The organism is Escherichia sp. MOD1-EC5950, assembly GCF_002965345.1.
In the GTDB taxonomy this organism is placed as follows: domain Bacteria; phylum Pseudomonadota; class Gammaproteobacteria; order Enterobacterales; family Enterobacteriaceae; genus Escherichia; species Escherichia marmotae.
On record NZ_PTSR01000010.1, the window covers coordinates 1 to 21,262 of the forward strand.

A 21,262-nucleotide genomic window follows, 5' to 3' on the forward strand; every position below is an offset into this window, starting at 1 on the left:
GTAATGAACGTTTCACCACGTTTGAAGTGGCGGAACTGGTTATGCCACGCGTTGTTAAAAGCAACGACGTGCGCGAACCGTTTAATGAAGAAAAATTGCGTAGCGGAATGCTGCGGGCGCTGGAAAAACGTCCGGTAAGTTCCGATGATGTCGAAATGGCGATTAACCATATAAAGTCACAGCTCCGCGCCACCGGTGAGCGCGAGGTGCCGAGCAAGATGATTGGCAATCTGGTGATGGAGCAATTGAAAAAACTCGATAAAGTCGCCTATATCCGTTTTGCCTCTGTCTATCGCAGTTTCGAAGATATCAAAGAATTTGGCGAAGAGATCGCGCGCCTGGAGGACTAAACCGTGCAGGATGAGTATTACATGGCGCGGGCGCTAAAGCTGGCGCAACGAGGACGTTTCACCACGCATCCCAATCCGAATGTCGGATGCGTCATTGTCAAAGATGGCGAAATTGTCGGTGAAGGTTATCATCACCGTGCGGGTGAACCACATGCCGAGGTACACGCGTTGCGCATGGCGGGTGAAAAAGCTAAAGGTGCAACTGCGTATGTGACTCTCGAACCTTGTAGCCATCATGGTCGTACACCACCGTGCTGTGATGCGCTAATTGCTGCTGGCGTGGCGCGTGTGGTTGCCGCAATGCAGGATCCTAACCCGCAGGTCGCAGGGCGTGGACTTTATCGTCTGCAACAAGCAGGGATTGACGTCAGCCACGGCCTGATGATGAGCGAAGCCGAGCCGTTGAATAAAGGCTTTCTTAAGCGGATGCGCACTGGCTTTCCTTATATCCAACTGAAACTTGGCGCGTCGCTTGATGGCCGCACGGCGATGGCCAACGGCGAAAGCCAGTGGATCACTTCACCCCAGGCGCGTCGCGATGTTCAGCGTTTGCGTGCGCAAAGTCATGCTATTTTAACCAGCAGCGCCACGGTGCTGGCGGACGATCCGGCTTTAACGGTGCGTTGGTCTGAACTGGATGAACAAACTCAGGCGCTTTATCCGCAACAAAATCTACGCCAGCCGGTACGCATTGTGATTGATAGCCAAAATCGCGTAACGCCGGAACATCGCATTGTGCAGCAGCCGGGTGAAACCTGGTTCGCGCGCACTCAGGATGATTCTCGTGAATGGCCGGAAACGGTGCGCACCTTGCTGATTCCAGAACATAAAGGTCATCTGGATCTGGTTGTGCTGATGATGCAACTGGGTAAACAGCAAATTAACAGCATCTGGGTGGAAGCGGGGCCAACGCTCGCTGGAGCACTACTACAGGCGGGTTTAGTCGATGAACTGATTGTCTATATCGCACCTAAACTATTAGGCAGCGACGCCCGCGGATTATGTACGCTGCCGGGGCTTGAGAAATTAGCCGACGCGCCCCAATTTAAATTCAAAGAGATACGTCATGTAGGCCCGGATGTTTGCCTGCATTTAGTGGGCGCATGATCTCCCGGCTCGAAAGGGAAGCAGCGCACGAAATATTATGCTAAAATCCGCCCCCCTGCGGGGCCATACTCGAACCCGAAGGAAAAAAATGAACATTATTGAAGCTAACGTTGCTACCCCGGACGCTCGCGTCGCCATCACCATTGCGCGTTTCAACAACTTTATCAATGACAGCCTGCTGGAAGGTGCGATTGACGCACTGAAACGTATCGGTCAGGTAAAAGATGAAAACATTACCGTTGTTTGGGTGCCTGGTGCCTATGAGCTGCCGCTGGCGGCAGGCGCACTGGCAAAAACCGGTAAATACGACGCGGTGATTGCGTTGGGAACCGTTATTCGTGGTGGCACTGCCCACTTTGAATATGTCGCTGGCGGTGCAAGCAACGGCCTGGCGCATGTTGCCCAGGACAGCGAAATTCCGGTTGCTTTTGGTGTGTTGACCACCGAAAGCATTGAACAAGCGATCGAACGTGCTGGCACCAAAGCTGGTAACAAAGGTGCAGAAGCTGCACTGACCGCGCTTGAAATGATTAATGTATTGAAAGCCATCAAGGCCTGAAATTAGTAAGGGGAAATCCGTGAAACCTGCTGCTCGTCGCCGCGCTCGTGAGTGTGCCGTCCAGGCGCTCTACTCCTGGCAGTTGTCCCAGAACGACATCGCTGATGTTGAATACCAGTTCCTGGCTGAACAGGATGTAAAAGACGTTGACATCCTGTACTTCCGTGAGCTGCTGGCCGGGGTGGCGACTAACACCGCATACCTCGACGGACTGATGAAGCCATATCTGTCTCGCCTGCTGGAAGAGCTGGGCCAGGTAGAAAAAGCGGTACTGCGCATTGCACTGTACGAGCTGTCTAAACGTAGCGATGTGCCGTACAAAGTGGCTATTAACGAAGCGATCGAGCTGGCGAAATCGTTCGGCGCAGAAGACAGCCATAAGTTCGTCAACGGTGTACTCGATAAAGCAGCACCTGTGATTCGCCCTAACAAAAAGTGATATCCAGGCCGGTAGAGTAACGGAAAACAGTTCCGCACTCGCCGGCCTTTTCTTTTTTACCTGCTGAGGCGTAACGTATGGCATGTGGCGAGTTCTCCCTGATTGCCCGTTATTTTGACCGAGTAAGAAGCTCTCGTCTTGATGTCGAACTTGGCATCGGTGACGATTGTGCACTTCTCAATATCCCCGAGAAACAGACCCTGGCAATCAGCACTGATACGCTGGTGGCGGGTAACCATTTCCTCCCTGACATCGATCCTGCTGATCTGGCGTATAAAGCACTGGCGGTAAACTTAAGCGATCTGGCGGCGATGGGGGCCGATCCAGCCTGGCTGACGCTGGCATTGACTTTACCGAACGTGGACGAAGCGTGGCTTGAATCCTTCAGCGACAGTCTTTTCGAGCTCCTCAATTATTACGATATGCAGCTCATTGGCGGCGATACCACGCGTGGACCGCTATCAATGACGTTGGGTATCCACGGCTTTGTCCCGATGGGACGAGCTTTAACGCGCTCAGGTGCGAAACCGGGTGACTGGATCTATGTGACCGGTACGCCGGGCGATAGCGCCGCCGGGCTGGCGATTTTGCAAAACCGTTTGCAGGTTGCAGATGCTAAAGATGCGGAGTATTTAATAAAACGTCATCTCCGCCCATCGCCGCGTATTTTACAGGGGCAGGCACTGCGCGATCTGGCGAGTTCAGCCATCGATCTCTCTGACGGTCTGATCTCCGATCTCGGGCATATCGTGAAAGCCAGCGACTGCGGCGCACGAATTGATCTGACATTGTTGCCATTCTCTGACGCACTTTCACGTCATGTTGAACCGGAACAGGCGCTGCGTTGGGCGCTCTCTGGTGGCGAAGATTATGAGTTGTGCTTTACTGTGCCGGAGCTTAACCGTGGCGCGCTGGATGTTGCTCTGGGGCACCTGGGCGTACCGTTTACTTGTATCGGGCAAATGACCGCCGATATCGAAGGGCTTTGTTTTGTGCGTGACGGCGAACCTGTCACGGTTGACTGGAAAGGATATGACCATTTTGCCACGCCATAAAGATGTCGCGAAAAGTCGCCTGAAGATGAGTAACCCGTGGCACTTGTTGGCTACAGGGTTTGGGAGTGGGTTAAGCCCGATTGTTCCAGGTACGATGGGCTCGCTGGCGGCGATCCCCTTCTGGTATCTGATGACTTTTTTGCCCTGGCAACTCTACTCACTGGTGGTAATGCTGGGGATCTGCATCGGCGTCTATCTTTGCCATCAGACGGCGAAAGATATGGGTGTGCACGATCACGGCAGTATCGTCTGGGATGAGTTTATCGGCATGTGGATCACCCTGATGGCGCTGCCGACCAATGACTGGCAGTGGGTCGCTGCCGGGTTTGTCATTTTCCGGATTCTGGATATGTGGAAACCGTGGCCGATCCGCTGGTTTGATCGCAATGTGCATGGTGGCATGGGGATCATGATCGACGATATTGTCGCCGGAGTGATTTCCGCTGGAATACTCTATTTTATCGGCCATCACTGGCCGATGGGTATTCTGTAGCAGGCCGGGTAAGGCGTTCACGCTGCATCCGGCGGTTGTGCGCGATGTCTGATATGACGCTTGCCGCGTCTTATCAGACCTGCATACCTATTTAAATCCCACTATCGGATGCGGTTTATATGGCGTTTCCAGCTCGGCAATTTGTTCCGGCTTCAACGTGATATCCACCGCATTCAGTAACTCATCTAGCTGTTCTTCCCGCGAAGTTCCGATAATCGGTGCGGCAATGCCGGGTTTGCTCAATAGCCATGCCAGTGCGACTTGTGCCCGCGTAACGCCCAGTTCTTCACTTACACCGGCTAAACGGGCAGCTATTTGCGCGTCATTCTCATCGCTTTCTTTATAGAGATTTTTTCCCACTTCGTCAGAAACCAGTCGTGCAGTGGTTTCACCCCACGGACGCGTCAGACGGCCCCGTGCCAGCGGGCTCCACGGAATAACCGCCACGCCTTCCTGATAACACAGCGGCAGCATCTCGCGCTCTTCTTCACGATAAATCAGATTATAGTGATCCTGCATACTGACAAACTGCGCCCAGCCGTGCTGTTTTTGCAGTTCCAACGCCTGAGCAAACTGGGAGGCGTACATTGATGACGCGCCGATATAACGCGCTTTTCCGGCTTTTACGACGTCGTTCAGGGCTTCAAGCGTCTCTTCAATCGGCGTGTTGTAATCCCAGCGATGAATTTGCAGGATATCGACATAATCCATGCCGAGACGACGCAGGCTGTCGTCAATAGAGCGCAAAATTTGCGTGCGGGATAATCCTTCTGGTAAGTCACCGACACGATGGAAAACTTTTGTCGCGACGACCACGTCATCGCGACGGGCGAAATCCCGCAATGCGCGACCGACGATCTCTTCGCTGCTGCCATCGGAATAGCTATTCGCGGTATCAAAAAAGTTAATGCCGCCCTCAAGGGCGCGTTTGATTATTGGGCGACTGCTTTCTTCCGGCAGCGTCCATGCGTGATTACCGCGATCTGGCTCGCCAAAGGTCATACAGCCGAGGCAAAGTCGGGAAACGCGAAGGTCGGTTTTCCCTAAGAGGTTGTATTGCATGCTGCCACTCCCGTTATACTCGTCATACTTCAGGTTGCATGTGCTGCGGCTGCGAGTTATTCGGCCCATCCATGCCTTCACCCTTAACAGGGCCGCTGCAAACAGCGTTCAAATCCGCTCCATGCGGATTTGTCGTTCACCCCAGTCACTTACTTATGTAAGCTCCTGGGGCTTCACTCGTTTGCCGCCTTCCTGCAACTCGAATTATTTAGAGTCTATGAACAATCTTTTAAGCATAGCAGGAGTGGAGTAGGGATTATGCCAGCCAGGCTTTGATTTTGGCTTCCATTCCGGCGGCATCGAGGCCGAGCTCGGCGCGCATTTCTTCCTGCGTTCCTTGTGGAATAAAGAAGTCCGGTAGGCCAATATTCAGCACTGGCACCGGTTTACGATGTGCCATCAATACTTCGTTCACGCCGCTGCCTGCGCCGCCCATAATGGCGTTCTCTTCAACGGTGACCAGCGCCTCATGGCTGGCGGCCATCTCCAGAATTAACGCTTCATCAAGCGGCTTCACAAAACGCATATCGACCAGCGTAGCATTTAGCGATTCAGCGACTTTCACCGCTTCCTGCATCAAAGTACCAAAGTTGAGGATCGCCAGTTTTTCACCGCGACGCTTCACGATACCTTTACCAATCGGCAGTTTTTCCAGCGGCGTCAGTTCCACGCCAACGGCATTGCCGCGCGGGTAACGCACCGCTGACGGGCCATCGTTGTAGTGGTAACCGGTGTAAAGCATTTGGCGACATTCGTTTTCATCGCTTGGGGTCATAATGACCATTTCCGGGATGCAGCGCAGGAAGGAGAGATCAAAAGCCCCCTGGTGGGTTTGACCATCAGCACCAACAATGCCCGCGCGGTCGATAGCGAACAGAACCGGTAGCTTTTGAATTGCGACGTCATGCAGCACCTGATCGTAGGCGCGTTGCAGGAAGGTGGAGTAAATAGCCACGATCGGTTTGTACCCGCCAATCGCCAGACCAGCGGCAAAAGTCACCGCGTGTTGCTCAGCGATTGCCACGTCAAAGTAGCGATCCGGGAATTTCCGCGAAAACTCGACCATGCCGGAACCTTCACGCATCGCCGGCGTAATCGCCATCAGCTTGTTGTCTTTCGCTGCCGTTTCGCACAACCAGTCGCCAAAGATTTTTGAATAGCTCGGCAGACCGCCGCTGCTTTTGGGCAGGCAACCGCTGGACGGGTCAAATTTAGGCACGGCGTGGAAAGTGATTGGGTCTTTTTCTGCTGGTTCATAACCACGACCTTTTTTGGTCATGATATGCAGGAACTGCGGGCCTTTCAGGTCGCGCATATTTTTTAGCGTGGTGATAAGCCCCAGCACGTCGTGACCGTCAACCGGGCCGATGTAGTTAAAGCCCAGCTCTTCAAACAGCGTGCCAGGCACTACCATGCCTTTGATATGTTCTTCAGTGCGTTTGAGCAGTTCTTTAATTGGCGGCACGCCAGAGAAGACTTTTTTACCGCCTTCGCGCAGTGACGAGTAAAGTTTACCGGAAAGTAGCTGTGCCAGATGGTTGTTGAGCGCGCCGACATTTTCGGAAATCGACATTTCGTTGTCGTTGAGGATCACCAGCATATCAGGACGAATATCGCCCGCATGGTTCATCGCTTCAAACGCCATGCCTGCGGTAATCGCGCCGTCGCCAATTACGCAGACGGTGCGGCGATCCTTACCTTCTTTCTCGGCAGCCACCGCAATACCGATTCCGGCACTGATGGAGGTTGATGAATGCCCGACGCTTAACACGTCATATTCGCTTTCGCCGCGCCACGGGAACGGGTGTAGGCCGCCTTTCTGGCGGATAGTACCGATTTTGTCGCGGCGTCCGGTTAAAATTTTATGCGGATAAGCCTGATGCCCCACATCCCAGATTAACTGGTCAAATGGAGTGTTATAGACATAGTGCAGCGCCACGGTCAGTTCGACCGTGCCCAGCCCAGAGGCGAAGTGTCCGCTGGAACGGCTCACGCTGTCGAGTAAATAACGGCGCAGTTCGTCGCAGAGTTTCGGTAAACTCTCTTTTGGTAGCAGTCGCAACTCCTGGGTGGAGTCGACCAGTGCCAGGGTCGGGTATTTGGCAATATCAAAACTCATCAGAGGCCTATTAATACTTATTGTTTATTTATTACGCTGGATAATGTAGTCCGCTAGCGCTTCCAGTGCCGAGGTATCGAGCGACTGTTCAGCCAGTTGTTTCAGCGACTGGCGAGCATCGTCGATAAGATCTCTGGCTTTCTTCCGGGCTTGCTCAAGTCCCAGAAGTGCAGGGTAAGTACTTTTGCCAAGCTGCTGGTCGGCACCCTGACGTTTACCCAACGTTGCAGTATCTCCCACCACATCCAGGATGTCATCCTGAACCTGGAAGGCAAGACCGATGCTCTCTGCATACTTGTCGAGTATTGGCAGGGCATGACGTCCTTTATCTCCGGCGCTTAACGCACCAAGACGAACGGCGGCACGAATTAACGCACCTGTTTTATGACGATGAATACGTTCAAGTGCGTCCAGAGGTACGTGTTTGCCTTCCGCGTCTAAATCTAACGCCTGGCCGCCACACATTCCGGCAATACCGCTGGCATTTGCCAGTTCTGAAATCATCGCGATTCTGTCACGGTCTGAAACTTCTGGCATATCCGCATCGCTTAAAATCGAGAATGCTAACGTTTGTAAAGCATCCCCGGCGAGGATGGCGTTCGCTTCGCCAAACTTCACATGACAGGTGGGTAAACCACGACGTAAATCGTCATCATCCATTGCCGGTAGATCATCATGAATTAATGAGTAAGCGTGGATACACTCTACGGCTGCTGCTGGTGCGTCCAAAGTATTCAGACTTACGCCGAGCATTTGACCAGTAGCATAAACCAGGAAAGGTCGCAGGCGCTTACCACCTAATAATGCGCCATACTGCATGGTTTCTACCACGGGAGTGTTCTGAAAGGGCAGTGGGGCGATAAAACGGCTCAGCGCCTGGTTGGCCTGCTTAACGCAGGCTTCGAGTTGCTGCGGAAAGTCCATTACTCATTGTCCGGTGTAAAAGGTGTTGGAGAGGCGTCTTCGTTGTCAGACAGCAGGATCTGTACGCGCTGTTCGGCTTGTTGTAATTTGGCCTGCCCCTGACGTGCAAGCTGCACGCCACGTTCGAACTCATTCAGTGCCTCTTCCAGCGGCAGGTCGCCACTTTCCAGACGGGTCACAATCTGTTCCAGCTCGCTTAGCGCCTTTTCAAAGCTGGCGGGCGCCTCATTTTTCTTCGGCATAATGAATGTCTGACTCTCAATATTTTACGCCCCGTCATGGTAACGGACTCAGGGCAAATAGCAAATAACGCGCAATGGTAAGGTGATATGCGCAGCAAAGCGATGTTAGTGGTATACTTCCGCGCCTGGATGCAGCCGCAGGTGTGGGCTGCTGTATTTTTCCCCAAACAAGTCGCTTAAGACTTGCCAAAGAACCATTGCCGCCATGAAGTTTATCATTAAATTGTTCCCGGAAATCACCATCAAGAGCCAATCTGTGCGCTTGCGCTTTATAAAAATCCTTACCGGGAATATTCGTAACGTTTTAAAGCACTATGATGAGACGCTCGCAGTTGTCCGTCACTGGGATAACATCGAAGTTCGCGCGAAAGATGAAAACCAGCGTCTGGCAATTCGCGACGCTTTGACCCGCATTCCGGGTATCCACCATATTCTCGAAGTCGAAGACGTGCCGTTTACCGACATGCACGATATTTTCGAGAAAGCGTTGGTTCAGTACCGTGACCAACTGGAAGGTAAGACCTTCTGTGTACGCGTGAAGCGTCGCGGTAAGCACGATTTTAGCTCGATTGATGTGGAACGTTACGTCGGCGGTGGCTTGAATCAACATATTGAATCCGCTCGCGTGAAGCTGACTAACCCGGATGTGACTGTCCATCTGGAAGTGGAAGACGATCGTCTGCTGCTGATCAAAGGCCGCTACGAAGGTATTGGTGGTTTCCCGATAGGCACCCAGGAAGATGTGCTGTCGCTGATCTCTGGTGGTTTCGACTCTGGCGTTTCCAGTTATATGCTGATGCGCCGCGGTTGCCGTGTGCATTACTGCTTCTTTAACCTCGGCGGCGCGGCACACGAAATTGGTGTTCGTCAGGTGGCACATTATCTGTGGAATCGCTTTGGCAGCTCTCACCGCGTGCGTTTTGTCGCCATTAACTTCGAACCGGTAGTCGGTGAAATTCTTGAGAAAATCGACGACGGTCAGATGGGCGTCATTCTCAAACGTATGATGGTGCGTGCCGCATCTAAAGTGGCTGAGCGTTACGGCGTACAGGCGCTGGTGACCGGCGAGGCGTTGGGCCAGGTGTCCAGTCAGACGCTGACCAACCTGCGTCTGATTGATAACGTTTCTGACACGCTAATCCTGCGTCCGCTGATCTCTTACGACAAAGAGCACATCATTAACCTTGCTCGTCAGATTGGCACTGAAGACTTTGCCCGCACGATGCCGGAATATTGCGGCGTGATCTCCAAAAGCCCGACGGTGAAAGCGGTTAAGTCGAAGATTGAAGCGGAAGAAGAGAAGTTCGACTTCAGCATTCTCGACAAAGTGGTTGAGGAAGCGAATAACGTTGATATTCGCGAAATCGCCCAGCAGACCGAGCAGGAAGTGGTGGAAGTGGAAACCGTCAATGACTTCGGCCCGAATGACGTGATCCTCGATATTCGCTCTATCGATGAACAGGAAGATAAACCGCTGAAAGTCGAAGGGATCGATGTAGTTTCCCTGCCGTTCTACAAATTGAGCACTAAATTTGGCGATCTCGACCAGAGCAAAACCTGGCTGTTGTGGTGTGAGCGCGGGGTGATGAGCCGCTTGCAGGCGCTCTATCTGCGCGAGCAGGGCTTTAAGAATGTGAAAGTGTATCGCCCGTAATTATTGGTATTTACGTCGCATCTGGCCAGATGCGACGCTTACCGCATCGACATTACTCGTAATAATTATAAATCCCTGCCGCCATCACCAGTTGTGATGCGACTTCATGGGCTTTCTCGCGCCCAACCAGCAGGTCGATAATTTTCAGACCAAAATCAATAGCCGTGCCTGGCCCCTGGCTGGTCAGCAATTTTACGCGTGCGTCCCAGACGACGCGCTTGTCTTGCCATTGTTCTGCGGGAATTTTATCTTTCAGCGTCGGGAAACCGGTCATATTGCCAATCGGGAAGATGTCGTGCGGCACCAACACCGTGGCTGGCACAGCACAAATCGCCGCAACGATACGCCCGGAACGGTGGAACTGTTTAACCGTTTCGACCAGTAGGGTGCTGTCACGAAAACACTCTGCACCTTTGATCCCACCAGGCAGTACAATCACATCATATTCGCCATCGGCCACTTCGACCAGCGGCGCATCCGCCAGCAGTTTCACGCCGCGCGAGCAGGTAATTGCCAGGTTGCCATCGCTGGCGACGCTGGCAGTAGTGACATTAATGCCACCGCGAACCAACAGGTCGATAGTGGTGACCGCTTCAGTCTCTTCACTACCAGGGGCGAGGCAAACCAGTGCCGATGCGCTCATATTCACTCTCCTTTCTTTTTACCATTTCAAACAGGCGGGTGTTTTCCGGTACAGCAATCCCATGCGCGCGGGCACGACGTAGCAGAAAACCGTTGATATAGTCGATTTCTGTATGGCGCAACGCGCGAATATCCTGCAGCATTGACGAGATGTTTTCTGCCGTAGCATCAATCACCTGCATCACATAATCACGCAGATCTTCCGCAGAAGTATGATGCTCTTCGCGTTCAATCACCGCCGCAACTTCTTCGCATATCTGCATAATTTCTTGCGGATGATGACGTAATTCGCCATTCGGGCAATTCCAGATGGCAGTCAGCGGATTAATCACACAGTTAACCGCCAGTTTTCGCCACAGCTCGGCGCGAATATTGTTATGCCAGGCGACGTCAGGTAAAACGGTTTGCAAAATATCTGCCAGATAGCTGTAATCACCATCCTGTTGACGCGCCGGGCCTATATGAGTAATACCGCTTGCCACGTGAATGATGACGTTGCCGTCGCGGCGCGCTGCATGGGTGGTCGTGCCCATCAGTAAAGGTTGCTCAATGTTCTGTAACTCTTCAATGGTGCCCATGCCGTTGTGGATCAGCAAAATTGGCGTGGTTACAGGTAGTGTTGATGCCAGACTTTTGACGGCATCAGACACCTGCCAGGCTTTCAACGTCACCAGTAACAGATCGCTGGTGGCCAGAAAATCTGGATCATTGGCGGTCAGAGATTCGTTAAATATCGAACCGTCTGTTTCAACCAGATTCACGCTACAGTACGGTTGTGGCACCCGCAGCCAGCCCTGAACTTCGTGGCCCTGTTTGCAAAGTGCTGTAAGCCATAATTGCCCTAAGGCACCGCATCCCAATACGGTAATTTTCATTGTTCCTCCTCACCCGCAACCACACCGGGTGTTCAATAAGGCTATCCCTTAATTGTGCATGGTGTTGTGACCATGCACAATTAAGGGATGCGTCCTGGCGCAGGACTGTCTGTTATTTAACTTTGCAGGTATTATGCTTCGCATCAAAAATGAAGGGAGAGAAAAAGATGCCATCTTTCGATATTGTCTCTGAAGTTGATCTTCAGGAAGCGCGTAACGCGGTCGATAACGCGAGTCGCGAAGTAGAGTCTCGTTTTGACTTCCGTAACGTTGAAGCGTCGTTTGAGCTGAACGATGCCAGCAAAACCATTAAAGTGTTGAGCGAGTCCGATTTCCAGGTCAATCAGTTGCTGGACATTCTGCGTGCCAAATTGCTGAAACGCGGCATTGAAGGCAGCTCGCTGGATGTACCGGAAAATATCGTTCATAGCGGTAAAACCTGGTTTGTGGAAGCGAAACTGAAGCAGGGCATTGAGAGCGCGACCCAGAAGAAAATCGTCAAGATGATCAAAGACAGCAAACTGAAAGTGCAGGCGCAAATTCAGGGTGATGAGATCCGCGTAACGGGTAAATCTCGTGACGATTTGCAGGCAGTGATGGCGATGGTGCGTGGTGGCGATCTCGGCCAGCCATTCCAGTTCAAAAACTTCCGCGATTAATCGCGATAACATACGCTTTGTTCATGCCGGCTGCGGCGTGAATGCCTTTTCTGGCCTACAAAAGTTTGTGAATTCAAAAGATTGCTGCAACTTTGTAGGCCAGATAAGCATAGCGCATCAGGCAATTTCGCCTCGTTTTTATGCCTGACGAATTGCCTGTTCAACCTCAAAGCGATTCGTCACTTTGCTGTCGATTTTCACGTAAGCTGAATGTTCTTCTTCTGCAATCAACACTTCTTTGACGCCTGCAGTTTCCTGTAAACGCACTTTTAACGCCTCGTTTGCGGCAATATCCGCCGGGATTTCAATGCGCAAACTGCTGACATACGGCGGTTCTTTCATGGTACTGGCGACTGCCAGCCACACTGCTGCCAGCATTGCGCCCGCGAGAAATACGCCCTGGCCGTCAAACATGCCGTCAATCCAGCCGCCGAGCGAACCGCCAATCGCCACGCCAAGAAACTGGCTGGTGGAGTAAACGCCCATCGCCGTACCTTTGTAACCTGCTGGCGACTCTTTACTGATAAGCGAGGGCAGGAGGGCTTCCATCAGGTTAAACGCCACAAAGAAAAGCTGCACGCCGACCACCAGTTGCCAGAACTGCGTTTGCGCGTTCCACAGCACGATTTCCGCAACCACGATCAGCCCGACGCAGAAGACAAAGACTTGCTTCATCTTACGCTTAACTTCAGCGTAGATAATGAAAGGCACGACAGAGCCAAAGGCGATTAACATCGTTGCCAGATAGACTTTCCAATGTTCCGCTGCCGGAAAACCCGCGCCAGCAAGTTGCCCAGGAAGAGCGACAAACGTCGACATCAGTAGCATGTGCAGACACATAATGCCAAAGTTGAGTTTCAGTAGTCGCGGTTCTGCCAGCACTTTGCTGAAACTGCCTTTCACCATCCCGGACTCACGATTAAGTACGTGCGTGCTGCTGTTGGGTACAACCCAAATGGTCAACGCAATGCCGGTCGTTGCCAGAATAGCGATCATCCAGAACAGCGCATGTAGCCCAAGTTTGTGAGTGATAATTGGGCCAAGCACCATCGCAATGGCGAAGGTAATGCCAAAGCTAACGCCGATAAACGCCATCGCTTTGGTACGGTTTTGTTCGCGGGTGAGATCGGACAGCAACGCCATAACGGCAGCGGCAATTGCACCGGAACCTTGTAACGCCCGGCCCAGAATAATTCCCCAGATGGAGTCAGAGAGCGCGGCGATAACGCTACCGGCGACAAATACGGCTAACCCGCCGACAATTAATGGCTTGCGACCAATGCGGTCAGAAAGCAGGCCAAACGGAATCTGAAAAACGGCCTGAGTCAGACCGTAAATGCCAATCGCAATACCGATCAACGCTTCGCTGGCGCCTTGCAGAGCCATACCATACGTGGTCAGAACCGGCAGAACCATAAACATTCCCAGCATGCGCAATGAAAATACGATCCCTAAACCCCAGGTCGCGCGCCGCTCACCTGGCGTCATTTTATAATCGTTCATTACCACCTCTATTTTAAATTCGCGACTAGTGTAAAGCGGTAAACGAATGGGGTAAACAAGCGGATTTTTTAGTAAATATTTCGTGGGGGATATGTTTCTAATGCTAAGAAAAAAGGTGCCGTAGCACCTTTTTTAACAGGGATGTTGCGTTACCAGACGGCAGCCAGCAGCGTATGCGAGTCCGGCACCATAAAATCAATGGACATCATTACCGAGAGAGCTGTGATGGCGATGATCGAGAAGCCGAACAGTTTACGCGCCCAGACTCTGTCATCAGCGACTTTATAACCGCGCAGGGCCATACCTAACCACCAGACGCTAACTGCCGCGGCGACCACCAGATATTTATACCCTGCGTAACCGCCGAGAGAGAGCATCAGTGTGGCAACGGCAAAGGCGATGATGTACAGCGTGATGTGATTCTTCGCCACGGAAATGCCTTTCACTACCGGCAGTACCGGAATGTTTGCCGCCTGATAATCTTTAAAGCGGAAAATGGCGATAGCATAAGAGTGAGGCATTTGCCACAGGCTGAAGATAGCCAGCAGAATCGCTGCGCCACTATCGAAATCACCGGTCACTGCACAATAGCCAATCACCGGCGGCGCAGCGCCGGAGAGAGAACCAATCAACGTGCCGTAGACCGAGTGGCGTTTCATGTACAGGCTATAAACGCCGACATAAACCACAAAGCCCATTACCCCCAGCCAGCAGGCCAGCGGATTCGCGCCAAACCACAGCAGCATAAAGCCAGCAATACCCAGCACGGTGGCGTACACCAGCGAGACAGCAGGAGAGATCAGGCCTTTAACCAGCACCCGGTTCTTCGTCCTTTCCATCTTTCTGTCGATATCCCTGTCGATGTAGTTGTTAAACACACAACCCGACGCCACAACCAGTGACACCCCAACCAACGTGTAGATAAACAGGGGATAATCAATGCTGCCCTTTGAGGCCAGCAGGAATCCCCCAATCACCGAGATCAGGTTGCCAAAGATGATGCCTGGTTTCGTTACTTGCAGGTATTGCTTAAACATCATAACCGCCGCTCTTAGTGCATCATCATGTTGTAGTTGAGGTTCCACATAATCCAGATGGAGCCTACAACCAGAATAGCGATGATTAGCACGGTGAAGACAAACGCCGTCATGTTCCAGCCTTCATCTGATTTGGTATTCATGTGCAGGAAGCACACCAGATGCACCAGAACCTGTACCACTGCCATTGCCAGGATCGTTCCCAGAATTACGGCCGGGGAGGCAGTTCCTGTCATTACCATCCAGAACGGGATCACCGTCAGGATTATCGACAGGATAAAGCCTGTCATGTAGGTTTTTACGCTGCCATGGGACGCGCCGCCGCTCACGTTAGAATGACTCATTACATCGCCCCCATCAGATAAACAACAGTGAACACACAGATCCACACCACATCGAGGAAGTGCCAGAACAGACTCAGACACATGATGCGGGTACGGTTAGTGCTGGTCAGGCCGCGACGCGCGATTTGCACCATCAGCACCGCCATCCAGATAAGACCGGAAGTGACGTGCAGACCGTGCGTACCCACTAGCGCAAAGAACGCTGACAGGAAGCCGCTGCGATCCGGGCCCATGTCGTTAACAATCAGGTGATGGAATTCATAGAGTTCCATCCCGATAAATCCAGCACCAAACAACCAGGTCAACGCCAGCCAGGAGATAACCTGGCTTTTGTTGTTTTTGTACATGGCGATAGCCGCCATGCCGTAGGTGATGGAGCTGAACAACAGCAAGAAAGTTTCAACCAGAACGAACGGCAGTTCGAAAATGTCCTTACCTGTCGGGCCGCCTGCGGTGCCGTTCACCAGAACGGCATAGGTAGCAAACAAGATAGAAAACAGAATGCAGTCGCTCATCAGGTAGATCCAAAATCCGAAGATTTTGGTTCCGCCTGCATCGTGGTGCCCGTGTTCGTGCGCGTGGGCAGTCGCGTGCGTCAAAGTATCAGTTGCCATTTTTCAGCCCTGCCTTAGTAATCTCATCGAAATGCTGATTTTCCAGTTTTTCGATTTCTGCCACCGGCACGTAGTAATCCACGTCCTCGTCGAAGCTTTTCACGATCCAGGTGATGATCATGCCTGCGAAGCCAACAATCGCCAGCCACCAGATATGCCAGATCATGGCGAAACCGAAGATGGTGGAGAAAGCAGCGATGACGATACCGGCGCCGCTGTTTTTCGGCATATGAATTTCTTCATAGTGGTCAGGCTTTTTGTACGCTTCGCCTTTCTCTTTCATTTCCCAGAATGCATCACGCTCGTGAACGTGCGGCACAACGGCAAAGTTATAGAACGGAGGCGGGGAAGAGGTTGCCCACTCCAGCGTGCGGCCACCCCACGGGTCGCCAGTCAGATCACGGTTCTGATCGCGGTCGCGAATAGAGACGTACATCTGAATCACGAGGCAGAGAATACCCAGCGCAATCAGTACCGCACCGCTGGCTGCAATCATCAGCATCGTGTGGAACTGCGGGTCAATCTGCTGGCTCAAACGACGGGTCATGCCCATGAAGCCCAGCGCGTACAGCGGCATAAAGGCAACGAAGAAGCCGATAATCCAGAACCAGAACGCGCGTTTACCCCAGGTCTCGTTCAGTTTGAAACCGAACGCTTTAGGCCACCAGTAGGTCATCCCTGCGAAGCAGCCGAAGACCACGCCGCCGATGATAACGTTATGGAAGTGTGCAATCAGGAACAGGCTGTTATGCAGAACGAAGTCTGCGCCCGGTACTGCCAGCAGCACGCCAGTCATACCGCCCACTGAGAAGGTGACGATAAAACCGATGGTCCACAGCATCGCAGAATGGAACACGATGCGACCCTGATACATGGTGAACAGCCAGTTGAAGATCTTCACCCCGGTCGGGATGGCGATAATCATCGTGGTGATACCGAAGAAGGCATTTACGTTCGCGCCCGCACCCATCGTAAAGAAGTGGTGCAGCCAGACGATGAACGACAGCACGGTAATACAGACAGTCGCCCATACCAGCGAGGTATAACCAAACAGACGTTTACGCGAGAAGGTCGCTGCAATTTCGGAGAACACACCGAAAACAGGCAGGATCAGGATGTAAACTTCCGGGTGTCCCCATGCCCAAATCAGGTTGATGTACATCATCATGTTGCCACCCATATCGTTGGTAAAGAAATGGGTGCCCAGATAGCGATCCAGGGTTAGCAACGCGACGGTAACCGTCAGAATTGGGAAGGAGGCGATAATCAGAATGTTTGCGCACAGTGATGCCCAGGTAAATACCGGCATCTTGAACATGGTCATGCCCGGTGCACGCATCTTCAGAATGGTAACGAAGAAGTTAATACCGGTTAGCGTCGTACCTATACCGGATAGCTGGAGACTCCATATCCAGTAATCGACACCGACTCCCGGACTGTACTCTATTCCCGATAGCGGTGGATAGGCCAGCCAGCCAGTCTGCGCGAATTCGCCCACGCCGAGAGAAACGTTAACCAGAATCACACCAACAACGGTAAACCAGAAGCTTAAGTTGTTGAGGAACGGGAACGCAACGTCACGCGCGCCAATTTGCAGCGGAACCACCAGGTTCATCAGACCGATAACGAAAGGCATCGCCACGAAGAAGATCATAATCACACCGTGAGCGGTGAAAACTTGATCATAGTGGTGTGGCGGCAGGAAGCCTGCTTCGCCAGCCGAGGCCAGTGCCTGTTGACTACGCATCATAATGGCATCTGCAAAACCACGCAGCAGCATCACAATCGCTACGATGATATACATGATACCAAGGCGTTTATGGTCGACAGAGGTCAGCCACTCTTTCCACAGGTAGGTCCACTTACCGAAGTAAGTGATCAGGCCAACGAGCGCCAGACCTCCCAAAATAATGCCAGCGATCGTAACCATGATGATAGGTTCATGGAACGGGACTGCATCAAGTGTTAATTTTCCGAACATCTTTATTCTTCCTCAACCCCTTTAATGGGCGGATTCCGCGTGGCTCATGTCCATGCCTTCCATACCTTCGTGTGCGCTGTGCTCACCTTCGGGCTGAGTCATGTCCATGCTCTTACCGTGAGCCATAAACTTGTTAATCACATCGGCAAACAAGTCGGGTTTCACGTTGGAGAAATATTCCACCTGGTTGTATTCGCTAGGCGCAGCCAGTTTTTCGAAGGTGGCCATGTCAGACATGGTTTTCGTCGACTGTTTTGCTTTTGCGACCCATTGGTCGAATGCGGCACGATCCGGTGTGGCGATAGCGTTGAACTTCATGCCGGAGAAGCCCTGACCGCTATAGCTGGCGGAAATACCGTCATAAGTACCGGGTTCGTTGGCGATCAGATGCAAGCGAGTCTGCATACCGGCCATGGCATAAATCTGGCTACCCAGACGCGGAATAAAGAAGGAGTTCATCACGGAGTTGGAGGTCACTTTGAAGTACACCGGAGTGTTCGCCGGGAAAGCGATTTCATTCACGGTAGCAATGCCCTGTTCCGGGTAGATGAAGAACCATTTCCAGTCCATGGAAACCACTTCGATGGTAATGGGCTTCTCGTCGTGTGCCAGCGGCTTGCTAGGCTCAAGAGCGTGAGTGGTTTTCCAGGTCAATACCGCAAGGAAGATGATGATTAAGATTGGCACCGTCCAGACCACAGCTTCCACTTTATTGGAGTGTGACCAGTTCGGGCTGTACTTAGCATCTTTATTGCTCGCACGGTACTTCCAGGCGAAACCAACAGCCATCAAGATTGCGGGAATAACGACAATCAACATCAGGCCAAATGCCGTCAGTATCAGCGAACGTTGCTCCAGACCAATCTGTCCTTTGGGATCTAACAGCGCAGAATTACAGCCACTGAGCAATACAGAGCCTGCAAATAATGACAACCATCCCAAACTTTTATTGTATTTCCTGAGTCTCATTTAACGACCTCAATTCCACGGGATCTGGTGGCGTTTAAAGTGTGTGGGCATTTTACGGGAAGGTTACATTACTGTAAACATGATTAAATTACTGTTACTTGAATTTGGCTCGCAGGTCACATATGTTGCAAAACATATCGGATTGATTTTAAGAAGCTGTTGCAAAAGGGCGTTATAACGAAAGGGGACTGAAGGAGGGGGTGGGGATGGCAATTGGTATAACCAATCTCAAAATAAAACAATTATTTAACAAATAATTATCATTAAGGTGACAAAACGGGCGTGGAGAAATAAAGAGTCATTAGCTGAATCGTGTAAAAAATAAAATATATAGATGGGGTCAATAATTTCCGAAAGCTAAGCCGCACAAAAGAACAAATATTATTAAGCGCTGCTGATGTTTATTTAGCCGTAATAATTACGCCGGGTGATTACTACAGCTAAATAATATTCACTGATTACGTCAAATGCGTTTTTCGTAGTGCCAGATAGTCCAATAAACCACCAAGTATGACACCACCCAGAGCGACTAAAACGCCGATTTCCAGCAGTGCAGGCAGGAAAGAGAAGTGAGTCAAATCCAGCGCATTCATCGTTAACAGCAGTAACCACACGGCCAACAGACTGACGCCTGCTGCCAGTGTCCACATGGCAAAGGTATAACCAGATGGATACTCGGTACGTGGGATAAAGTTGTCGTTGACCCGCGTGTACTCCAGCGTCTGGCGGCAAACCAGCAGCAAAATAAGTCCAGGTACAGCGGCCGCAACAGAGAACAGATAGAATGTCGACCAGCCGTGAGCTTCAACAAACCAGCCCGCTACGGGGCCTACATAAACCCGTCCTACAGCAGAAAGCGCTGAGAGCAGGGCGAACTGAGTAGCGGAAAATGACTTATTACACAGGGTCATTAACAGCGCCACAAATGCCGATGTGCCCATCCCGCCACACAGGTTTTCGAAAAAGACTGCCGCGCCCATGCTGTAGAGATGCTTATCAGTCACAGAAAGCAGCCAGTAACCGGCGTTGGACGCACCTTGTAAAAGGCCGAAAATCAGCAGCGCACGGAACAGTGAAAGACGCTGCATCAAAATACCGCCGTACAATGCGCCGACGATGGTCGCCAGCAAGCCGAGCGTTTTGTTAACCACGCCCACTTCGCCGGCATCAAATCCGACACCGCGAATCAAAAAGGTGGTTGTCAGGCTCATGGCGAAAGCATCGCCCAGCTTATACAGCACAATTAAAAGCAGAATTAACCATGCGTTATTGCGACCAAAGAAATCACGTAGTGGCGCAACAACAGCTTGCTCCAGCGTTTTGGGTACAGGAATGGTGTCGGTTGGTTCTGGCGCAAGCAAAGTCGCAATGATGCACGGGATTAACAGAGCTGCCATTAGCCAGTACATGCCTTGCCAGCCCAACCATTTATCCGCCAGCCATAAGGCTAAACCGCCGGAAACCAGCATCCCTAAACGGTAACCCAGCACGCTGATTGCCGCACCTGCGCCGCGTTCTTCCGCGGGAAGCACATCCGTTTTCCACGCATCAAAGACGATATCCTGGGAGGCCGAGCAAAAAGCGATAACGACTGCCAGTGCCGCCATCCAGCGAAGTTGCGTACCAGGTTCGAGAAAACCCATCGCCGCAATCGCCAGCAACAATAACGCTTGCGTGGCGAGCAGCCAGCCGCGCCGTCGCCCGAGAAACGGCGGAGTATAGCGGTCCATCAGCGGCGACCAGAGAAATTTAAATACGTAAGCCTGACCCACCAACGAGAAGAAACCTATGGTTTTAAGATCGATATTCTCGACTGTCATCCACGCCTGTAACGTGCCGGATGTCAGGGCGAGCGGCAGCCCGGAAGCAAAACCCAGAATCAACAAAATAGCTGAACGAGGCTGTTGGAAAATACGTAAATATTGACTGGACATGGGCGTCTACAGGCCCGACTTGCACCGGGCCAGAGGGCAGAAATTAACGTGCGTTCTGCTTAATGAATTCGTGGATGCTGGTGTCCTGAGACATGTCAGCGATGGTGTCGGTCAGCACGCTGTTAACCGCGTCAGCGATGTTTTTGTTAGAGGCCTGAAAAGCGCCCTCAACGTTGTAGCTGGCACGATAGTTTTTGGTCATTTTGTTGCCATTCTGCGCGGTGGCGATGATGGCGATATCCGCTTTGGTAGCAATGTTGTAGCGCACATTGCCCTGGGACACGTCGGCATACAACTGGCTAACGATGATTTGCAGATTAACCGGGCCATTCGGGCCAACCATATAACCGCGAGCGGTCATTTGTTTTTCCAGCACTTCTTGCAGCAGGAAACGCAGATCGCGGGACGCGGTCAGGGTAACAATTTGGTTGTCACGGGTGACTTTTGCTAACGCCTGATCGGTACGCTGATCGGCACCATTAATGCTAACGGTGACGCCCATCAGACTTGGATCTTGCTGTGGCAGTGTCATCGTCGGAGAAACTTCAATGGTTGTTGGCGGTTTCGCGCATCCTGCAAGCATAAACAGAGCAACTAACGGGAAGAGGATTTTTTTGAACATGTTCTGGCTCTCAGAGACTTTTAAGCGTGTTTGGTAAAGATTCCCGCCATCATAACATCGCCAACGACGAGGGGAAGT

Annotated in this window: 22 protein-coding genes; 8 read left to right on the forward strand and 14 right to left on the reverse strand. The window is 51.9% G+C overall.

All coding sequences use genetic code 11. The features are described from left to right. The 6 genes from nrdR to pgpA form a co-directional block, all read left to right on the forward strand. On the forward strand, positions 1–350 hold a 350-nt coding region (nrdR, locus tag BEA93_RS12300), incomplete at its 5' end, for a transcriptional regulator NrdR (RefSeq protein WP_097363765.1). 3 nt (positions 351–353) lie between these two features. Beyond that, positions 354–1,457, forward strand: coding sequence for a bifunctional diaminohydroxyphosphoribosylaminopyrimidine deaminase/5-amino-6-(5-phosphoribosylamino)uracil reductase RibD (gene ribD, locus BEA93_RS12305; protein ID WP_001150410.1), 1,104 nt, complete (start codon positions 354–356; stop codon positions 1,455–1,457). Between the two features lie 88 nt (positions 1,458–1,545). Further along, entirely contained in the window at positions 1,546–2,016 is a 471-nt protein-coding gene (gene ribH, locus BEA93_RS12310; RefSeq protein WP_001021161.1) for a 6,7-dimethyl-8-ribityllumazine synthase, read from the forward strand. Between the two features lie 19 nt (positions 2,017–2,035). After that, the gene (gene nusB / locus BEA93_RS12315) at positions 2,036–2,455 is read left to right on the forward strand and encodes a transcription antitermination factor NusB (RefSeq protein ID WP_000801121.1); all 420 of its coding nucleotides are present in this window, start codon (positions 2,036–2,038) and stop codon (positions 2,453–2,455) included. A 77-nt stretch (positions 2,456–2,532) separates the two neighbouring features. Then, positions 2,533–3,510 carry a thiamine-phosphate kinase gene (gene thiL, locus BEA93_RS12320; RefSeq protein ID WP_001515885.1) on the forward strand — a complete coding sequence of 326 codons (978 nt, stop codon included), beginning with the start codon at positions 2,533–2,535 and terminating at the stop codon, positions 3,508–3,510. After that, on the forward strand, positions 3,488–4,003 hold the full coding sequence (gene pgpA, locus BEA93_RS12325; protein WP_001515886.1) for a phosphatidylglycerophosphatase A: 516 nt from the start codon (positions 3,488–3,490) through the stop codon (positions 4,001–4,003). The genes thiL and pgpA overlap by 23 nt, the downstream gene beginning before the upstream one ends. 87 nt (positions 4,004–4,090) lie before the next feature. Here pgpA and yajO read toward each other — a convergent pair whose 3' ends face one another. The 4 genes from yajO to xseB form a co-directional block, all read right to left on the reverse strand. Further along, positions 4,091–5,065 carry a 1-deoxyxylulose-5-phosphate synthase YajO gene (gene yajO / locus BEA93_RS12330; RefSeq protein ID WP_001199769.1) on the reverse strand — a complete coding sequence of 325 codons (975 nt, stop codon included), beginning with the start codon at positions 5,063–5,065 and terminating at the stop codon, positions 4,091–4,093. A gap of 256 nt (positions 5,066–5,321) precedes the next feature. After that, complete coding sequence (gene dxs / locus BEA93_RS12340; protein WP_000006775.1) at positions 5,322–7,184, reverse strand: 1-deoxy-D-xylulose-5-phosphate synthase; 1,863 nt, start codon at positions 7,182–7,184, stop codon at positions 5,322–5,324. Positions 7,185–7,208: 24 nt separating this feature from the next. Further along, the gene (gene ispA / locus BEA93_RS12345; RefSeq protein WP_000347244.1) at positions 7,209–8,108 is read right to left on the reverse strand and encodes a (2E,6E)-farnesyl diphosphate synthase; all 900 of its coding nucleotides are present in this window, start codon (positions 8,106–8,108) and stop codon (positions 7,209–7,211) included. After that, the gene (gene xseB, locus BEA93_RS12350) at positions 8,108–8,350 is read right to left on the reverse strand and encodes an exodeoxyribonuclease VII small subunit (RefSeq protein ID WP_001124936.1); all 243 of its coding nucleotides are present in this window, start codon (positions 8,348–8,350) and stop codon (positions 8,108–8,110) included. Before xseB ends, ispA begins: the two co-directional genes overlap by 1 nt. A gap of 205 nt (positions 8,351–8,555) precedes the next feature. On the opposite strand from xseB, the gene thiI reads away from it, so the two are divergent. Continuing rightward, a complete protein-coding gene (thiI, locus tag BEA93_RS12355; RefSeq protein ID WP_105224628.1) occupies positions 8,556–10,004 on the forward strand; it encodes a tRNA uracil 4-sulfurtransferase ThiI in 1,449 nt (482 codons plus the stop codon). 52 nt (positions 10,005–10,056) lie between these two features. On the opposite strand, the gene yajL is transcribed toward thiI, so the two are convergent. Together yajL and panE are read right to left on the reverse strand one after the other, a co-directional pair. Then, the gene (gene yajL / locus BEA93_RS12360) at positions 10,057–10,647 is read right to left on the reverse strand and encodes a protein deglycase YajL (RefSeq protein WP_001276331.1); all 591 of its coding nucleotides are present in this window, start codon (positions 10,645–10,647) and stop codon (positions 10,057–10,059) included. Continuing rightward, on the reverse strand, positions 10,610–11,521 hold the full coding sequence (gene panE / locus BEA93_RS12365) for a 2-dehydropantoate 2-reductase (protein ID WP_105224629.1): 912 nt from the start codon (positions 11,519–11,521) through the stop codon (positions 10,610–10,612). The genes yajL and panE overlap by 38 nt, the downstream gene beginning before the upstream one ends. Positions 11,522–11,688: 167 nt before the next feature. Here panE and yajQ point away from each other — a divergent pair, with 167 nt between their 5' ends. Further along, positions 11,689–12,180, forward strand: coding sequence for a nucleotide binding protein YajQ (gene yajQ / locus BEA93_RS12370; protein WP_001138904.1), 492 nt, complete (start codon positions 11,689–11,691; stop codon positions 12,178–12,180). A gap of 138 nt (positions 12,181–12,318) precedes the next feature. Here the strand turns inward: yajQ and BEA93_RS12375 are convergent, their stop codons facing one another. The 8 genes from BEA93_RS12375 to BEA93_RS12410 all read right to left on the reverse strand — a co-directional run bounded on the left by BEA93_RS12375 (position 12,319) and on the right by BEA93_RS12410 (position 21,184). Continuing rightward, positions 12,319–13,683, reverse strand: a complete 1,365-nt coding sequence (locus BEA93_RS12375) for an MFS transporter (protein WP_001000941.1) — start codon at positions 13,681–13,683, stop codon at positions 12,319–12,321. A 149-nt stretch (positions 13,684–13,832) separates the two neighbouring features. Then, a complete protein-coding gene (gene cyoE / locus BEA93_RS12380) occupies positions 13,833–14,723 on the reverse strand; it encodes a heme o synthase (RefSeq protein WP_000971348.1) in 891 nt (296 codons plus the stop codon). An 11-nt stretch (positions 14,724–14,734) separates the two neighbouring features. Continuing rightward, positions 14,735–15,064: a cytochrome o ubiquinol oxidase subunit IV gene (locus tag BEA93_RS12385; protein WP_000019804.1), complete on the reverse strand. Its 330-nt coding sequence runs from the start codon at positions 15,062–15,064 to the stop codon at positions 14,735–14,737. Continuing rightward, positions 15,064–15,678, reverse strand: a complete 615-nt coding sequence (locus BEA93_RS12390; protein WP_000179822.1) for a cytochrome o ubiquinol oxidase subunit III — start codon at positions 15,676–15,678, stop codon at positions 15,064–15,066. Before BEA93_RS12390 ends, BEA93_RS12385 begins: the two co-directional genes overlap by 1 nt. Continuing rightward, complete coding sequence (gene cyoB, locus BEA93_RS12395) at positions 15,668–17,659, reverse strand: cytochrome o ubiquinol oxidase subunit I (RefSeq protein ID WP_000467192.1); 1,992 nt, start codon at positions 17,657–17,659, stop codon at positions 15,668–15,670. The genes BEA93_RS12390 and cyoB overlap by 11 nt, the downstream gene beginning before the upstream one ends. A gap of 21 nt (positions 17,660–17,680) precedes the next feature. Next, on the reverse strand, positions 17,681–18,628 hold the full coding sequence (gene cyoA / locus BEA93_RS12400) for a cytochrome o ubiquinol oxidase subunit II (protein ID WP_001515888.1): 948 nt from the start codon (positions 18,626–18,628) through the stop codon (positions 17,681–17,683). A 458-nt stretch (positions 18,629–19,086) separates the two neighbouring features. Next, positions 19,087–20,562, reverse strand: a complete 1,476-nt coding sequence (gene ampG, locus BEA93_RS12405; protein WP_016248419.1) for a muropeptide MFS transporter AmpG — start codon at positions 20,560–20,562, stop codon at positions 19,087–19,089. A gap of 43 nt (positions 20,563–20,605) precedes the next feature. After that, entirely contained in the window at positions 20,606–21,184 is a 579-nt protein-coding gene (locus tag BEA93_RS12410; protein ID WP_000473501.1) for a lipoprotein, read from the reverse strand. Positions 21,185–21,262: the final 78 nt, after the last annotated feature.

Bases quoted from the DNA above. Each gene is read 5' to 3' on its own strand.
- ribH (WP_001021161.1), top strand. From the start codon at position 1,546: ATGAACATTATTGAAGCTAACGTTGCTACCCCGGACGCTCGCGTCGCC.
- thiL (WP_001515885.1), top strand. From the start codon at position 2,533: ATGGCATGTGGCGAGTTCTCCCTGATTGCCCGTTATTTTGACCGAGTA.
- pgpA (WP_001515886.1), top strand. From the start codon at position 3,488: ATGACCATTTTGCCACGCCATAAAGATGTCGCGAAAAGTCGCCTGAAG.
- yajO (WP_001199769.1), bottom strand. From the start codon at position 5,065: ATGCAATACAACCTCTTAGGGAAAACCGACCTTCGCGTTTCCCGACTT.
- dxs (WP_000006775.1), bottom strand. From the start codon at position 7,184: ATGAGTTTTGATATTGCCAAATACCCGACCCTGGCACTGGTCGACTCC.
- ispA (WP_000347244.1), bottom strand. From the start codon at position 8,108: ATGGACTTTCCGCAGCAACTCGAAGCCTGCGTTAAGCAGGCCAACCAG.
- xseB (WP_001124936.1), bottom strand. From the start codon at position 8,350: ATGCCGAAGAAAAATGAGGCGCCCGCCAGCTTTGAAAAGGCGCTAAGC.
- thiI (WP_105224628.1), top strand. From the start codon at position 8,556: ATGAAGTTTATCATTAAATTGTTCCCGGAAATCACCATCAAGAGCCAA.
- yajL (WP_001276331.1), bottom strand. From the start codon at position 10,647: ATGAGCGCATCGGCACTGGTTTGCCTCGCCCCTGGTAGTGAAGAGACT.
- panE (WP_105224629.1), bottom strand. From the start codon at position 11,521: ATGAAAATTACCGTATTGGGATGCGGTGCCTTAGGGCAATTATGGCTT.
- yajQ (WP_001138904.1), top strand. From the start codon at position 11,689: ATGCCATCTTTCGATATTGTCTCTGAAGTTGATCTTCAGGAAGCGCGT.
- BEA93_RS12375 (WP_001000941.1), bottom strand. From the start codon at position 13,683: ATGAACGATTATAAAATGACGCCAGGTGAGCGGCGCGCGACCTGGGGT.
- cyoE (WP_000971348.1), bottom strand. From the start codon at position 14,723: ATGATGTTTAAGCAATACCTGCAAGTAACGAAACCAGGCATCATCTTT.
- BEA93_RS12385 (WP_000019804.1), bottom strand. From the start codon at position 15,064: ATGAGTCATTCTAACGTGAGCGGCGGCGCGTCCCATGGCAGCGTAAAA.
- BEA93_RS12390 (WP_000179822.1), bottom strand. From the start codon at position 15,678: ATGGCAACTGATACTTTGACGCACGCGACTGCCCACGCGCACGAACAC.
- cyoB (WP_000467192.1), bottom strand. From the start codon at position 17,659: ATGTTCGGAAAATTAACACTTGATGCAGTCCCGTTCCATGAACCTATC.
- cyoA (WP_001515888.1), bottom strand. From the start codon at position 18,628: ATGAGACTCAGGAAATACAATAAAAGTTTGGGATGGTTGTCATTATTT.
- ampG (WP_016248419.1), bottom strand. From the start codon at position 20,562: ATGTCCAGTCAATATTTACGTATTTTCCAACAGCCTCGTTCAGCTATT.
- BEA93_RS12410 (WP_000473501.1), bottom strand. From the start codon at position 21,184: ATGTTCAAAAAAATCCTCTTCCCGTTAGTTGCTCTGTTTATGCTTGCA.